A 14,784-nucleotide genomic window follows, 5' to 3' on the forward strand; every position below is an offset into this window, starting at 1 on the left:
TGCGCTCTCGCGATTACGCCTTGACGGCCCGGTAGCCGATGTCCGTGCGGTACTGCATGCCGTCAAAAGCAATTTCATCAATCACCTGGTAAGCGCGCTGCTGGGCCTGCTTGACACTGTCTGCCAGCGCTGTCACGCACAGCACCCGGCCGCCAGAAGTGCTCAGCACTCCATCGTTCAGGGTGGTTCCGGCGTGGAACACGGCGGCATCTTCAGTTTCTTTAGGGATGCCCGTAATCGCGTCGCCCTTGCGCGGGTTCATGGGGTAACCGTGGGCAGCCAGCACCACGCCCAGCGCAGTGCGGCGGTCCCACTGCAATTCGACTTCATCGAGCTTGCCGTGCGGGCCGGGCTCAGTGGCGGCCATCAGCACGTCCACCAGATCGGTCTTCAGGCGCATCATGATGGGTTGGGTTTCGGGGTCACCCATGCGGCAGTTGAACTCCAGCGTCTTGGGCTGGCCGTTCTTGTCGATCATCAGGCCGGCATACAAAAAGCCGCTGAAAGGGATGCCGTCAGCCTCCATGCCCTTGACCGTGGGCAGAATGATTTCACGCATTGCCTTGGCGTGCACATCAGGTGTCACCACCGGCGCGGGCGAATAAGCGCCCATGCCGCCGGTGTTGGGGCCTTGGTCGCCGTCTTGCAGGCGCTTGTGGTCCTGGCTGGTGGCCAGTGGCAGCACATTCTTGCCGTCCACCATGACGATGAAGCTGGCCTCTTCACCTTCTAAAAACTCTTCAATCACCACGCGCGGCACTGCCACCCCGTCCGCGCCGTCGTTGTGCGCCACGCCCAAGGTGTTGTCGACCAGCATGAAATCAATAGCTTCATGGGCTTCGGCCACGGTCATGGCCACGACTACGCCTTTGCCTGCGGCCAGACCGTCGGCCTTCACCACAGTGGGTGCGCCCATTTTTTCCACATAGGCGTGGGCGGCTACAGGGTCCGAAAAAGTGGCGTACTCAGCCGTCGGAATACCGTGGCGGCGCATGAATGCTTTACTGAAGGCCTTGGAGCTTTCCAGCTGCGCGGCGGCTTTGGTGGGCCCGAAAATACGCATGCTGTGGGCGCGGAACTCATCGACCACACCGGCCGCCAGAGGCACTTCGGGGCCCACCAGCGTCAGGGTAATCTTGTTGTCCTGCGCCCATTTGCGGAGTTGCACCACATCGGTGATTGGAATGTTCTTCAAGCGGCTGTCGGTGGCCGTGCCACCGTTGCCCGGGGCCACATAGACCATTTGCACCTTGGGGGACTGCGCCAGCTTCCAGGCCAAAGCATGTTCACGGCCACCGCCGCCGATTACGAGTACGTTCATAAAGGTCTTCTTAAAAATTAAAGGGCAGCGTTGTGGAAGATGTCCTGGGCGTCGTCCAGGTCTTCCAGCACATCCAGCAGCTTTTGCATGCGCTCAGCGTCTTCACCGGACAGTTCAATCGTGTTTTCAGCCCGCATGGTCACGGTCGCAATCTCGGCGTTCAGGCCAGCGGCCTCCAGGGCCGCCTTGACGGCTTCAAACTCCGACGGCGCGGTCAGCACCTCAATGGCGCCGTCGTCATCGGCAATCACGTCGTCGGCGCCGGCTTCCAACGCTACTTCCATGACCTTGTCTTCACTGGTGCCGGGCGCAAAAATCAGTTGACCCACATGCTTGAATTGGAAGGCCACCGACCCTTCGGTGCCCATGTTGCCGCCGAGCTTGCTGAACGCGTGGCGCACTTCGGCCACGGTGCGGACCTTGTTGTCCGTCATGGTGTCAATGATGATGGCGGCACCGCCGATGCCGTAGCCCTCGTAACGGATTTCCTCGTAGGTAATGCCGTCCAGTGAACCGGTGGCCTTGTCGACGTTGTATTTCACCCGGTCGGCGGGCATGTTGGCGGCTTTGGCTTTTTCGATGGCGAGGCGCAAACGCGGGTTCATGGCCGGATCACCCCCGCCTTGCCGGGCCGCTACCGTGATTTCACGGACGATGCGGGTCCAAATCTTGCCTCGCTTCTCGTCCTGACGCCCCTTGCGGTGCTGAATATTGGCCCATTTGCTATGTCCTGCCACACGAAACCCTTCAAAAATTCGTTACGCTACTCCCTCGATTGTACTTTTTGAGACACCTATGGCTTCTATCCACGACGAAGGCATCCTGATTGCCCAGCACGCAGGCCAGTCTGCAGTGCAATGCTTCCTGCGGCCCGACAAATCCAACCGCCACGGCCTGATCACCGGCGCCACCGGCACCGGCAAAACCATCACCCTGCAAACGCTGGCTGAAGGATTCTCTGCCATTGGCGTGCCCGTTTTCATGGCCGACGTCAAAGGCGACCTGACGGGCATCTCCCAAAAAGGTGCATTGACAGAGAAGCTGGGCAAGATCATCAAAGAGCGCGGTTTTGAAGAGCCCGCGTTCTCCGCCTTCCCCACCACCCTGTGGGACGTGTTCGGGCAACAAGGCCACCCGGTGCGCGCCACCGTGAGCGACCTGGGCCCCCTGCTGCTGGCCCGCATGCTCAACCTGAACGAAACCCAGGCTGGCGTGCTGCAACTGGTGTTCAAGATTGCGGACGACGACGGCCTGCTGCTGCTCGACATGAAGGACCTGCGCGCCATGTGCCAGGACGTGGGCGACAACGCCTCCAGCTACACCACCGAGTACGGCAATATCAGCGCCGCCAGCATTGGAGCCATCCAGCGCGGCCTTATGCAGATCGAGGAACAAGGTGGCGACAAGTTCTTTGGTGAGCCCATGCTCAATATTGAAGACTTCATGCAGACGGACGGCTCGGGCAAAGGTGTGGTCAACATCCTCGCGGCCGACAAGCTCATGCAGTCCCCCCGCCTGTACGCCACCTTTTTGCTGTGGATGCTGAGCGAGCTGTTTGAAGCCTTGCCCGAAGTGGGCGACCTCGAAAAACCCAAACTGGTGTTTTTCTTTGACGAGGCCCACCTGCTGTTTGCCGACGCACCCAAGGTGCTGATCGAGCGCATCGAGCTAGTGGTGCGCCTGGTGCGTTCCAAGGGCGTGGGCGTGTTTTTTGTGACCCAAAACCCGCTGGACATTCCCGACAGCGTGCTCGCCCAACTGGGCAACCGCGTACAACACGCCTTGCGCGCCTTCACCCCGCGCGACCAAAAGGCCGTCAAGAGCGCGGCGGACACCATGCGCGCCAACCCCGGTCTGGACGTAGCCACCGCCATCACCGAGCTCGGCGTGGGCGAAGCCTTGGTAAGCCTGATGGACGAAAAAGGCCGCCCCGCCCTCACCGAGCGCGTTTTTGTGCTGCCCCCGGCCAGCCAGATTGGCCCCATCAGCCCTGAGCAGCGCAAAGCACTGATCACCGAGTCTGTGGTGGCCGGTGTCTATGAAAAAACGGTGGACCGCGAGTCTGCGTTTGAGGCCCTGAAGGGTCGCACCCAAAGCCGTGCGCCAGCCGCCGGAGAAGCCGAAACAGACGCCGCTGCGCCAGCACCCCGTGCCCGCGCAGCGCCCGCTACCGAGGCAGAATCCGCGCCCGCCGACGGCGGCCTGCTGGGCAGCATTGGCGACATGTTGGGCGGCGGCGCCCGCCGCTCCCGCGCCAGCGTAGGCGAGCAGCTCATCAAGAGCGCGGCCAGCTCTATCGGCCGCGAAGTGGGCCGTCAAATCATCCGCGGAGTGCTGGGCAGCATTCTGGGCGGCAGCAAGCGATAACCACTACAAGGAACAAGAATATGGTCACCATCAACCCAGAAGCCCGTGCCAACGTCACCCTCATCGACCACCCGCTGGTGCAGCACAAGCTCACCCTCATGCGCAAAAAGGAAGCCAGCACCAGCAGCTTTCGCCGCCTACTCAATGAACTGGCCGGTTTAATGATTTATGAAGTCTGCCGCGACATGCCGCTGCAAGACCTGGAAATTGAAACCCCGCTGGAGAAAACCACCGGCAAGGTCATCGACGGTAAAAAGCTGGTGTTTGCCAGCGTGCTGCGTGCCGGGAACGGCATTCTGGACGGCGTCTTGAGCGTAGTGCCCGGTGCCCGCGTGGGCCACGTTGGCCTGTACCGGGACCCCAAAACCCTGCAGGCGGTGGAGTACTACTTCAAGATGCCCAGCAATATGGAGGAGCGCGACGTCGTGGTGGTGGACCCCATGCTGGCCACTGGCAACTCCGCCGCTGCTGCGGTGGCGCGCCTGAAGGCCTGCAAGCCCAAGTCCATCAAGTTCCTGTGCCTGCTGACCTGCCCGGAAGGCATCAACACCTTGTACAAAGAGCACCCCGACGTGCGCGTCTTCACCGCTGCCATCGACCGCGGCCTGAACGACCACGGCTACATCATGCCGGGCCTGGGCGATGCGGGTGACCGGATTTTTGGTACGCAGTGATCAATTTTCAATAAAAACAGCTACTAGCCCCCGTGGAATATGCGCGGGTAGCTAGGTTTTTGATAGCGCCCTGCATCGTGGGGTGCGGGAGTTTTCACCATGCTAGACCTGCTCATTCACAACGCCACCCTGCCCGACGGGCGCACCCGCATGTCTGTGGCGGTGCAAGGCGGCCGCATTACAGAAGTCAGCCAAGGCCTCACTCCAGAAGCCGCCCCGGCGGCTGAGGTCGTAGACGCAGGCGGCATGCTGCTCAGCAGCCCGTTTGTGGACGCGCACTTCCACATGGACGCCACGCTCAGCCTGGGCCTCCCGCGACTGAACCAGAGCGGCACCTTGTTGGAGGGCATTGCGCTGTGGGGCGAGCTCAAGCCCCACCTCACCTTTGACGCACTGGTGGACCGCGCGCTGGCCTACTGCGACTGGGCAATCGCCAACGGCCTGCTGGCCATCCGCAGCCATGTAGACACCAGCGACCCGAGCATGCTGGCGGTGGAAGCCCTGTTGGCTGTCAAAAAGAAGGTCGCGCCGTACATCGACTTGCAGTTGGTCGCCTTCCCGCAAGACGGTGTGCTGCGCAGCAAGGGCGGCGTGGACAACTTGAAGAAAGCGCTGAGCTTGGGCGTGGACGTGGTGGGTGGCATTCCCCACTTCGAGCGGACCATGGCGGATGGCGCGGCGAGTGTGAAACTACTGTGCGAGCTGGCTGCTGAGCAAGGCAAGCTGGTGGACATGCACTGCGACGAGTCAGACGATCCGCTCTCGCGCCATGTGGAAACCCTAGCTTTTGAAGCCAACCGGCTAGGGCTGCACGGCCGCGTGACCGGTTCCCACCTCACCTCCATGCACAGCATGGACAACTACTACGTGAGCAAACTGCTGCCGCTCATGGCCGAGGCGCAACTGAGCGTGGTGAGCAACCCGCTCATCAACATCACCTTGCAAGGCCGCCACGACACCTACCCCAAGCGCCGCGGCATGACCCGCGTGCCTGAACTCATGGCCGCTGGCATGACCGTGGCCTTCGGCCAAGACTGTTGCATGGACCCTTGGTACAGCATGGGCAGCGGCGACATGTTGGAGGTGGCCAGCATGGGCCTGCACGTGGCGCAAATGACCAGCCAACCGGCGATGCAGCAGTGCTTTGATGCGGTAACTAAGAACCCCGCCCGCATCCTGCACCTCGAAGGCTACGGGCTGGAAAAAGGCTGCCACGCCGACTTGGTGCTGCTGCAAGCGCAAAACCCCATCGAGGCGCTCCGCCTCAAAGCCACCCGCCTCAAGGTCTGGCGCCGAGGCACGCTGGTAGCGCAAACACCGGCTCGCACCGTCACACTGACTTTGCCAGGACGGCCTGCGAGCACGTCGTTTTTACACATCAAATAACCCTCTAGCCCTCATGAATATTGCGCAAGTAGCTACTAAAAACATAGCATTCACCATCGCCGCAGCACAAAGCACATCGATCCCACTGGACGTGGTGGCCAATGTGCAGACCCACCTGCGCTTTGTGGAAGCCGCCGCGAAGCGCGGCGTGCAGTGGCTGGTCTTCCCGGAGCTATCGCTTACCGGCTACGAGCTGGCCGCCATGCCCGGCTTGGTGCTCGACCCCGCGCATGCCCTGCTGGCCCCCTTGCGCGAAGCGGCCCGCCGCAACGGCATAGCCATCACCGTGGGCGCACCGGTGCACAGTGGCCTCGCCCTGCCCTCCATAGGCGCTATCACCATGCGGCCGGATGGTCAACACAGCGTGTACCGCAAGTTCCACCTGCATGAGGGTGAAAAACAGTTCGCCACCGCTGGCGTTGCGCCCGTGCATGTGCAGGAATGGGCCGGACAAAAGTTCGCCAACGCCATCTGCGCCGACACCAACTACCCCAGCCATGCAGCACAAGCCGCAGCGGCAGGCGCCGGGGTCTATGCCGCTGGCATCCTTACCTCCGCCAATGGCTACGCCGCTGAAGCACCGCTTTGGGCCAGCTATGCGCGGGAACACGCCATGACCGTTGTGATTGCCAACCACGGAGGACCATCAGGCGGCTATGTCTCGGCAGGCAGAAGCGGGATATGGGGCTCCGATGGGGTGCTAATCGCAGAGGCCTCCGGATCTGGGGATTGGTTGGTTGTGGCGCTAGCTGTCTGATCCTCAGACTAGCTCTACGTTGGAGGCCACTGGCATCCAACCCGTACCGCGGGGCATGGGGCGATCTCCTTGGCGGGAGGTGCCGCAAGGGGCACGCCAGAAGAGGTGTTTTTACAGCCTCAAAGCCCAAGTTCAGGGGTGCCCAAAAGGTGTTACCTAATCGATGCGACGTGTGAGCGTCCCCTGCAACGCACAGTTAGGCGACGGTTGACGGTGATGCTGGCGGCGAGCATCAAAGAAAGCCCACCAGCATTTCGATGAAGGGCTGACCATGGAAGTAGCCTAGCAACCCACAAGCAATAGCCACTGCATACAGCAGCCAGCGATAGCTATTTGGGTTCTCGAAGACGAACCAGATGGTGACGAGAACACCAATTAGCGCGGCCAGAACTGCGTTCAGAAGTGGGTTGTCAAAAGACATGTTCAGCTCGCGTGCTGAGTGTCCCAACGTGTTATCAAAGTGAAAACCGTCTTATGAACAGCGCCAGATGAGCCCATAACTTCCTCCCGTAAATCTTCTAAGTGCATCATTTATATCCGATGGCTTTGCACAAATGCAGTGAGGCCACGTGTAAAAATGAAGCAAAACCCTGCAAACAAACCAAAACACGGCGCTCTGCTTGTCCGTGCGCGGTAACACGTACATGCCCCACTACTGGCTCATGAAAGCCGAACCCGCCGAGGCCTCGATTGACGATGTGCTGGCCATGCCCGATGCCACTATCGGCTGGACCGGCGTGCGCAACTACCAAGCCCGTAACTTCATGCGCGACAGCATGCAGGTGGGCGATGGCGTGTTGTTCTACCACTCCAGCTGCGCGGAGCCGGGTGTCGTTGGCATTGCACGGGTGGCGTCGGGCGTCAAGGTGGACCCCACGCAGTTCGACCCCGCATCGCCCTACTTTGACGCGGCCAGCAAGCCCGAAGCGCCACGCTGGCTGTTGGTGGATGTGCAAGTGGTGCACAAGACCCGCAACTTCACGTTGCCTCAGCTTCGGGCTGACGCCGCTTTGAGCGATCTACAAATTCTCAAGAAGGGCAACCGCCTTTCCATCACGCCGGTGGAGACTATCCACTGGCAGCACCTTCTGAAAACGCTGGGCGCGTCGCCCATTTAGTCCACAGCGCCCAGCCTGCGCGCCAGTCGGTGGCGCACTTGGTATGTGCCTTGGCGCAATTGGCGAGTGACGTGGCGCATGGGGCCGCCTACGATTCAGCTATTCCGTCAACAAACCTCTCTGCATTCACAGGTCACCACCATGTCTACATCTTCACGCCCCCAAGTCGTCCTCATCACCGGTGCCTCTTCCGGCATGGGCAAAGAAGCCGCCAAGCTGCTGCTTCGCCAAGGCCATGTGGTCTACACCGCTGCACGCCGCATCGAGCTCATGCAAGACCTGCAGGCCTTGGGCGCACACCCGCTGAAAATGGATGTCACCGATGAAGCCCAGATGCAAGCTGCCATGGCGCACATCACCGCAGCCCACGGCGGAGTGGACGTGCTGGTGAACAACGCCGGCTTCGGCATCTACGGCGCCATGGAAGACACCACCATGGCCGATGCCCGCTACCAGTTCGATGTGAACTTTTTCGGCCTGGCCCGTATGACCCAGTTGGTGCTGCCCTATATGCGTGGCCAACAGCGCGGGCGCATCATCAACATCTCGTCCATGGGCGGCAAGATGTACACCCCGCTGGGCAGCTGGTACCACGCCACCAAGCACGCCCTGGAGGGCTGGAGCGATTGCCTGCGCCTGGAGCTGGCGCCCTTCGGCATTCAGGTGGTGATCGTGGAGCCCGGCATCATTGCCACCGAGTTCGGCGATGTGATGACCGGGCCGCTGCTGGAACGCTCCGGCAAAGGCCCTTACGCCAAGTTGGCCCACATCGTGGCCAAGGCCACTGGCGACGCTTACAGCAAGCCCAATGCTGCGTCTCCCGCTTCCGTGATTGCAGACGTGATCGCCGAAGCCATTGCCGCCCCCAAACCCAAAACCCGTTATGTGGCAGGCAAAATGGCCAAACCACTGATGTTCATCCGCAAATGGTTCGGTGACCGCTTCTTTGACATGGCGGTCATGAGCCAGATGAAGTAATCATCGCCACTCGACAGGAGCACCCGGTGAAACATGCCAGCAAATTTGCCATACAACGCGGCTGGAAGCTGCTTCTGGCCGACATGGCGCTCCCAGTCCATGAGGTGCTCGCGTGGGCAGGCCTGCCGGGCGACATGTTTTCGCGCCCGGATGCCAGCCTGAGCCCGGCAGACTTCTTCAAGCTCTGGAACGGCATAGAGCAAGTAGCGGGTGGAGACGACCTGCCCCTGCGCTTCGGCCGGGCCATATCGGTAGAGGCGTTTGATCCGCCCATCTTCGCCAGCCTGTGTGCCCCCAACATGAATGTGGCACTGCAGCGGCTCTCCAGCTTCAAGCGCCTGATCGGGCCCATGATTCTGGACGTGCAAATCACCTCCCACGGCACCTCGGCGGATTTGAGCTGCTACGGCTATGAGGGCCACCTGCCCCGCAGCCTGGCGGCCACTGAAATGGTGTTTTTTACCCAGCTGGCGCGCTTGGCCACACGCAAACAGGTGGTGCCCCTGCGGGTGGAGCTGGTGCAGTTACCAGATGACTGCGCCCCGCTGGAGGCCTTCTTCGGGTGTGCCTTGCAAGCTGCAGACCGTAACCGCATTACCTTCAGCCCTCAAGACGCAGCGCACCCGTTTCTGACCGAAGACAACGCCATGTGGGAGAGCTTTGAGCCCGCCTTGATGAAGCGCATCACCGATCAGGACCACACGGCCAAAGCCTCAGAGCGGGTGCACAGCGCCTTGCTGGAACTGCTGCCCGGAGGGCGCGCGGGCATGGACGATGTGGCCACCAAACTGCTCACCAGCCGACGGACCTTGCAGCGGCAGTTGCTCGCAGAAGGCTTGAGCTTTCAGGATGTGCTCAACCTCACCCGGCGGGAGTTGGCCGAGCACTACCTGCGCCAGGATGCCATCACGCCCGGAGAGGTATCGTGGCTGCTGGGCTTTCAGGATGGCAACTCCTTCATTCGCGCCTTCAAGGGCTGGACCGGCAGCACACCCGGTCAGTACCGCAGCAACATGCCGCGCCAGGCTGCCCCCATGTAATGCGGGTTGCCCCTTGGGCGCGGTCTGCTATGGTTTCACATCACAACCAAGGAGACATATTTCATGACTGCATTGCAAGCATTGGTGGGTTTTGCACTTTGGACGCTGGCCTTGATCACGCTGGTGTTTTTGTACCGCGGGCTGCGCTTTCTGCGCGGCACACCCATCAACCACTGGCCGCGGGGCAACAAGCCGCAGGACGATGCCAGCCTGGTCAAACGCCTCGAAGACGCCCACGCCAACTGCATGGAAAACCTGCCGGTTTTTTCAGTGCTGGTGCTTGCGGCCAGCCTCATGGACAAGTCCAACAGCATTCAAACGATCGCACCCTTCGTGCTCTACGCCCGCATCGGCCAGACCCTGGCGCATCTGTGGGGCACCGGCCCGCTGCAGGTGTTTGTGCGTGCCAGTTTCTGGAGCGTACAGCTGGTAGTTTGCCTGTGGATGGCCATTCAGCTGCTGGCGGCCTGAGGCGCACTTCCATCATGAAAAAAGCACCTAGACCCCGTAAAATATGCGCCAATAGCTCCTGAAATGATAGCAAACACCATGACCACAGAGACCGACCTCGCCCGCCTCGCACTCCAGGAGCAGCGCCTGCAGTTTGACACCTTTGACCAAAACACCGCCTGGGCACTTGGCAGTCGCATCAAGGCGCTGAGTGAAGAGGCTGGCGTGGCGCTCGCCATTGAGATTCGCCTGGGCAAAGACACCGTGTTCTTCTACAGCATGCCCGGCACCGGCCCCACTAATGCCGACTGGGCACGGCGCAAGCGCAACTCGGTGGAGCTGCTGCACACCAGCTCTTACGCGCTCAACCTCAAGTTTGAAAAAGAAGGCAGCACTCTGGAGGCCAAGCAAGGCCTACCCCTGCGCGACTACGCCACGCACGGTGGCAGCGTGCCCATTCGCGTGCGCGGTGTGGGCGTGGTCGGGGTGGTCACCGTATCGGGCGTCCCACAACGGGAAGACCATGCCTTTGCCATCCAAGGGCTGGCCTTGCTGTGCGGGGTACCCTTGGACGAAGTGGCGCTGGACTGAGTTAGCGCCGCCGCGCGGAGCGCACGCCGCTCAGCTCGTTCACGATCTTGAGGACGCGGGTCAACCGGCCGGACTCGGCCACTTCCACCGTAAACGTCATCCACGCCGTGCCTTTGACCGACTGGGTTTGCACGCCAATGACGTTCATCTTTTCTTTGGCAAACACCTCGGAAATATCGCGCAGCAGGCCCTGGCGGTCGTTGGCTTCTACAGCCACATCCACCGGGTACACATTGCCGTCTTTGCCTTGGGGCAGGCCCCACTCCACCTCGATCAAACGGTCGCCACTGCGCTGCACCATATTCCGCAGGTTGGAGCAGTCAGACCGGTGCACGCTCACGCCCTTGCCGCGGGTCACAAAGCCGCTGATCAAATCCGGCGGTGCGGGCTTGCAGCACTTGGCCAGCTGGGTCATCAGCGAGTCAATGCCCACCACCAGCACCCCACCCTTGCCACCCGATACTCCACGCGGCTTTTTGAGCGGCATGTAGTCGTCTTGCGTGCTGGCGGGCTCGGGCGGGCGCAGCAGGAGTTCGATGTTGCGCAGCGAAAACTCGTCTTTGCCCACCACTTCAAACAACGCGTCGGCATTGTTAAAGCCCAGCTGGCTGGCGAGATCATCGAGCTTGATGGCGGTTTTGCCTTCGCGCTGCAGCAGCTTTTCTACGGCCTCGCGGCCCTTGGCCATGGTTTCGCCCATCGCCAACGCATTGAACCAGGCCCGCACCTTGGCGCGCGCCCGGTGGCTGACCAGATAGCCCAGCTCGGGGTTGAGCCAGTCGCGCGAGGGGCCGCCCTCTTTCACGGCACTCACTTCCACAGTCTGGCCGTTTTTGAGGGGCGTATTCAGCGGCACCATGGCGCCGTCCACCTTGGCGCCCCGGCAGCGGTGGCCCAGATTGGTGTGCACGCTGTAGGCAAAGTCCACCGCGGTGGCGCCCTGGGGCAGCTCCACAATGGCAGCGTCGGGGGTGAGCACGTAAATGCGGTCGTCAAACATGCCCTGCCCTTCGGCAGTGACATGGGCGCCCGAGAGATCGCGCTCCCAAGCGAGTAGCTGGCGCAGTACCGCGATCTTGGCGTCGTACTCGCCGGCGGCGGTCACACTGCCGCCGTAACCCTTGGCGCCTGCCTCTTTGTAGGCCCAGTGGGCCGCAACACCGTGCTCAGCGTGGTCGTGCATGGGCTGGGTGCGGATTTGCACCTCAATGGGCTGGCCACCACTGTCGCGCACAACCGTGTGAAGCGACTGGTAGCCGTTGGGCTTGGGTCGGGCAATGTAGTCGTCAAACTCTTCGGTCACCGGGGTGAAGGCGGTGTGCACCAAGCTGAGCGCGGCATAACAGTCAGGCACCGACGGCACCACGATGCGCAGCGCCCGGATGTCGTACACCTGATCGAAGCCCAGCGACTTGCCCCGCATTTTTTTGACGATGCTGTAGATGTGCTTAGGGCGGCCCTGCACGGTGGCCCGCACTCCCTGCACCGCCAAGTCGTCGGCCAACTGCTGGCGCAGGCGCTCGACCGAGGCTTCGCGCTCCACCCGCTTTTCGTCCAGCAGCTTTGCGACTTGTTTGTAGGTATCAGGCTCCAGGAAGCGGAAAGACAAGTCCTCCATCTCCCACTTGATTTCCCAGATGCCCAAGCGGTTCGCCAATGGCGCAAACACCTGCAAGGCCTCGGAGGCCAGCCCCGGCGGCACCGGCAGCTTGGTGGCGGCGAAATGGCGCAGCGTTTGCAACCGGGAGGCCAGCCGCAGCATGACGACCCGCAAGTCTTTGGAAAACGCGAGCAACATCTTGCGCACGCTCTCCGTCTGGGCGGCGGCCGTTTGCGCCATGGGGGCCGCATTGCCACTGTGGCTGGCAGACTGGTGCGCCAAGCGGGCCATGCGCTGCAAGCGCACCAGCTTGGTGGTCTCCAAGGCGAGATCGGCAAAGTTGTCACCAAAGGCCTTGGCTATCACTTCATGCGGCTTATTGAGGTGCTCACAGGCATACACCAGGTAGCCGGCCGCCTGCATGGCTTCGGATCCGCCGATGGTGCGCAGAATGGCGGAGACCGCATCAGCGTGCTGCAACACGTTTTCTCCGGTATCCAGGCTGGCGGTGGCCAACAAGGGCTCTGCAAAGGCGCGCGCGCGTTGCAGGGCACCGGCCTGCTCAGGCAGGCTGTCGGCGGTGGCCGCAATGACTTGCGGCAGGGCCGAAGCTTGGTGCTCGGCGTACAAACTTTTCATGAAACACTCACAAGGCCGGGGACCTTACCCCAGCAAAAAAGAAGTCACCGCGTCCTGTTGGTCCTGGGCAATCAGGGTCGGGGCATGGCCTACACCGGCAAACTCGACCAGGCGGGCCTTGGGGCCACGCTGCGTCATGGCCAATGCCGTCTCGGGTGACAAAAGGTCGGACTCCGCGCCGCGCAGCAACAATGTGTCGGCGCTGATAGCGTCATACAGTTGCCACAGCTGGGCCTGGCCGGCGAGCGCCAGTTCCTCGGTCACCGCGCGGAAGGGAATCGCAATGGCAGGGTCGTAGTGCAGGCCCACCTTACCGTCCGGCAGGGTTTTGACCATGTGGCGGGACAACTCCAGCCACTGGGCAGGCGTGTGCGGCCCGAAGCTGCTGGATATGGCCCACATGGCGTCTGCCGCTTGCTGCACACCCTCAAAGCTTACCGAGCGGCCCAGATAGGTCCCGATGCGCTGCAGCGACGACCATTGAATGACCGGGCCCACATCGTTCAACACGAGTTTGCGCACCTTCGCCCCCACGGACGCGGCATGTGCCGTCACCGCCAGGCCGATCAGCCCGCCCATGCTGGTGCCCACCCAATCCAAAGTAGCCGGTTTCAGGTGTGCCAGCAGGCCCAACATGTCGGCCGCATAGGTGGGCACGCCGTAGCCTGCAGGGTCTTGGAGCCAGTCGCTCCGGCCGCGTCCGGCCACATCAGGGCACACCACACGGATCGGCTGGGTAGCGCGCTCTACCAAGGCTTGTGCCAGTACGTCGAAGTCGCGGCCCTGGCGCGAGAGGCCATGCACGCACACCACGGTGTGAGCGGCGTCTGCCGCGCCCCACTGCCAATACGCCATGCGGCGCGGGCCGTTGGCGTCAGCGCAGGGTACGTAATTCAGCGTAGGTTCAGCCATGGTGCAATCACTCGTTTGATAATGACCACATCCTAATGGAATCCCCCCACCACTTTGTGAAGGAAGCAGCATGTTGAAAGGTAAAACCGCCCTCGTTACCGGCTCCACCAGCGGCATTGGCCTGGGTATTGCCAAGGCGCTGGCCGCACAGGGCGCCAACATCGTGCTCAACGGTTTTGGTGATGTCGAAGGCCCCAAGGCCGAAATTGCAGCGCTGGGTGTCCAGGTGAGCTACCACGGTGCGGACATGAGCAAGCCCGCCGAGATTGAGGCCATGATTGAGCACGCCAAGGCCACGTTCGGCAGCGTGGACATTTTGGTCAACAACGCAGGCATCCAGCATGTGGCGCGGGTGGAGAACTTCCCTATCGAAAAGTGGGACGCCATCATCGCCATCAACATGAGTAGCGCCTTCCACGCGACCCGCCTGGCATTGCCCGGCATGCAGGCCAACAACTGGGGCCGCATCATCAACGTGGCGTCGGTCCACGGGCTGGTGGGCTCGGCCGAAAAGTCGGCCTATGTGGCGGCCAAACACGGCGTGGTGGGCCTGACCAAGGTCACGGCGCTGGAAAACGCCACCACCGGCGTGACTTGCAACGCCATTTGCCCCGGCTGGGTGCTGACACCGCTGGTGCAAAAGCAGGTGGATGCCAAAGCCGCCGCCCAGGGCATCAGCAACATCGACGCCACGAAACAGCTGCTCGGTGAAAAAGAGCCTTCCATGCAATTCACCACCCCCGAAGAGCTGGGTGCCCTGGCGGTGTTCTTCTGCTCCCCAGCCGGCAACAATGTGCGTGGCGTAGCGTGGAACATGGATGGTGGTTGGACCGCGCAGTAATCTATTTCAAATCGGGTTCTAGCCCAATATTTATATGAGCAAGTAGCTATGCTTTTGATAGCAAAAGCCCCGTCAGTCACCTGCCGGGGCTTTTGTTTTTACGGCTCGCT

Annotated in this window: 15 protein-coding genes; 10 read left to right on the top strand and 5 right to left on the bottom strand. The window is 61.7% G+C overall.

Going from position 1 to position 14,784, the window contains the following annotated elements; all coding sequences use genetic code 11:
- Positions 1–13: 13 nt before the first annotated feature.
- Positions 14–1,321: a phosphoribosylamine--glycine ligase gene (gene purD, locus QZW03_RS00140; protein ID WP_296507222.1), complete on the bottom strand. Its 1,308-nt coding sequence runs from the start codon at positions 1,319–1,321 to the stop codon at positions 14–16.
- 17 nt (positions 1,322–1,338) lie between these two features.
- Positions 1,339–2,058 carry a YebC/PmpR family DNA-binding transcriptional regulator gene (locus QZW03_RS00145; RefSeq protein ID WP_296507224.1) on the bottom strand — a complete coding sequence of 240 codons (720 nt, stop codon included), beginning with the start codon at positions 2,056–2,058 and terminating at the stop codon, positions 1,339–1,341.
- Between the two features lie 58 nt (positions 2,059–2,116).
- Between QZW03_RS00145 and QZW03_RS00150 the strand changes: the two genes are divergently transcribed.
- The 4 genes from QZW03_RS00150 (at position 2,117) to QZW03_RS00165 (ending at position 6,505) form a co-directional block, all read left to right on the top strand.
- On the top strand, positions 2,117–3,688 hold the full coding sequence (locus tag QZW03_RS00150) for a helicase HerA-like domain-containing protein (protein WP_296507226.1): 1,572 nt from the start codon (positions 2,117–2,119) through the stop codon (positions 3,686–3,688).
- A 20-nt stretch (positions 3,689–3,708) separates the two neighbouring features.
- A complete protein-coding gene (gene upp, locus QZW03_RS00155) occupies positions 3,709–4,362 on the top strand; it encodes a uracil phosphoribosyltransferase (RefSeq protein ID WP_296507228.1) in 654 nt (217 codons plus the stop codon).
- A gap of 99 nt (positions 4,363–4,461) precedes the next feature.
- Positions 4,462–5,748: an amidohydrolase family protein gene (locus QZW03_RS00160; protein WP_296507230.1), complete on the top strand. Its 1,287-nt coding sequence runs from the start codon at positions 4,462–4,464 to the stop codon at positions 5,746–5,748.
- A gap of 13 nt (positions 5,749–5,761) precedes the next feature.
- Entirely contained in the window at positions 5,762–6,505 is a 744-nt protein-coding gene (locus tag QZW03_RS00165) for a carbon-nitrogen hydrolase family protein (RefSeq protein ID WP_296507232.1), read from the top strand.
- Between the two features lie 232 nt (positions 6,506–6,737).
- Here the strand turns inward: QZW03_RS00165 and QZW03_RS00170 are convergent, their stop codons facing one another.
- Positions 6,738–6,926: a hypothetical protein gene (locus QZW03_RS00170; protein ID WP_296507234.1), complete on the bottom strand. Its 189-nt coding sequence runs from the start codon at positions 6,924–6,926 to the stop codon at positions 6,738–6,740.
- A gap of 223 nt (positions 6,927–7,149) precedes the next feature.
- On the opposite strand from QZW03_RS00170, the gene QZW03_RS00175 reads away from it, so the two are divergent.
- The 5 genes from QZW03_RS00175 (at position 7,150) to QZW03_RS00195 (ending at position 10,682) form a co-directional block, all read left to right on the top strand.
- Complete coding sequence (locus QZW03_RS00175) at positions 7,150–7,623, top strand: EVE domain-containing protein (RefSeq protein ID WP_296507236.1); 474 nt, start codon at positions 7,150–7,152, stop codon at positions 7,621–7,623.
- A gap of 141 nt (positions 7,624–7,764) precedes the next feature.
- Positions 7,765–8,601: an oxidoreductase gene (locus QZW03_RS00180; RefSeq protein WP_296507237.1), complete on the top strand. Its 837-nt coding sequence runs from the start codon at positions 7,765–7,767 to the stop codon at positions 8,599–8,601.
- Positions 8,602–8,627: 26 nt separating this feature from the next.
- Positions 8,628–9,641, top strand: coding sequence for an AraC family transcriptional regulator (locus QZW03_RS00185; RefSeq protein ID WP_296507238.1), 1,014 nt, complete (start codon positions 8,628–8,630; stop codon positions 9,639–9,641).
- Between the two features lie 63 nt (positions 9,642–9,704).
- Positions 9,705–10,112, top strand: a complete 408-nt coding sequence (locus QZW03_RS00190; protein ID WP_296507239.1) for an MAPEG family protein — start codon at positions 9,705–9,707, stop codon at positions 10,110–10,112.
- A gap of 78 nt (positions 10,113–10,190) precedes the next feature.
- Positions 10,191–10,682, top strand: a complete 492-nt coding sequence (locus tag QZW03_RS00195; protein WP_296507240.1) for a heme-degrading domain-containing protein — start codon at positions 10,191–10,193, stop codon at positions 10,680–10,682.
- Between the two features lies 1 nt (position 10,683).
- Here QZW03_RS00195 and QZW03_RS00200 read toward each other — a convergent pair whose 3' ends face one another.
- Both QZW03_RS00200 and QZW03_RS00205 read right to left on the bottom strand, forming a co-directional pair.
- Positions 10,684–12,921 carry a bifunctional (p)ppGpp synthetase/guanosine-3',5'-bis(diphosphate) 3'-pyrophosphohydrolase gene (locus QZW03_RS00200; RefSeq protein ID WP_296507241.1) on the bottom strand — a complete coding sequence of 746 codons (2,238 nt, stop codon included), beginning with the start codon at positions 12,919–12,921 and terminating at the stop codon, positions 10,684–10,686.
- 24 nt (positions 12,922–12,945) lie between these two features.
- Entirely contained in the window at positions 12,946–13,833 is an 888-nt protein-coding gene (locus QZW03_RS00205) for an alpha/beta hydrolase (RefSeq protein WP_296507244.1), read from the bottom strand.
- Between the two features lie 70 nt (positions 13,834–13,903).
- Between QZW03_RS00205 and QZW03_RS00210 the strand changes: the two genes are divergently transcribed.
- Entirely contained in the window at positions 13,904–14,674 is a 771-nt protein-coding gene (locus QZW03_RS00210; RefSeq protein WP_296507245.1) for a 3-hydroxybutyrate dehydrogenase, read from the top strand.
- The last annotated feature ends 110 nt before the right edge of the window (positions 14,675–14,784 follow it).

The sequence above is a fragment of the Rhodoferax sp. genome (assembly GCF_013297935.1).
Taxonomy (GTDB): domain Bacteria; phylum Pseudomonadota; class Gammaproteobacteria; order Burkholderiales; family Burkholderiaceae_C; genus Allorhodoferax.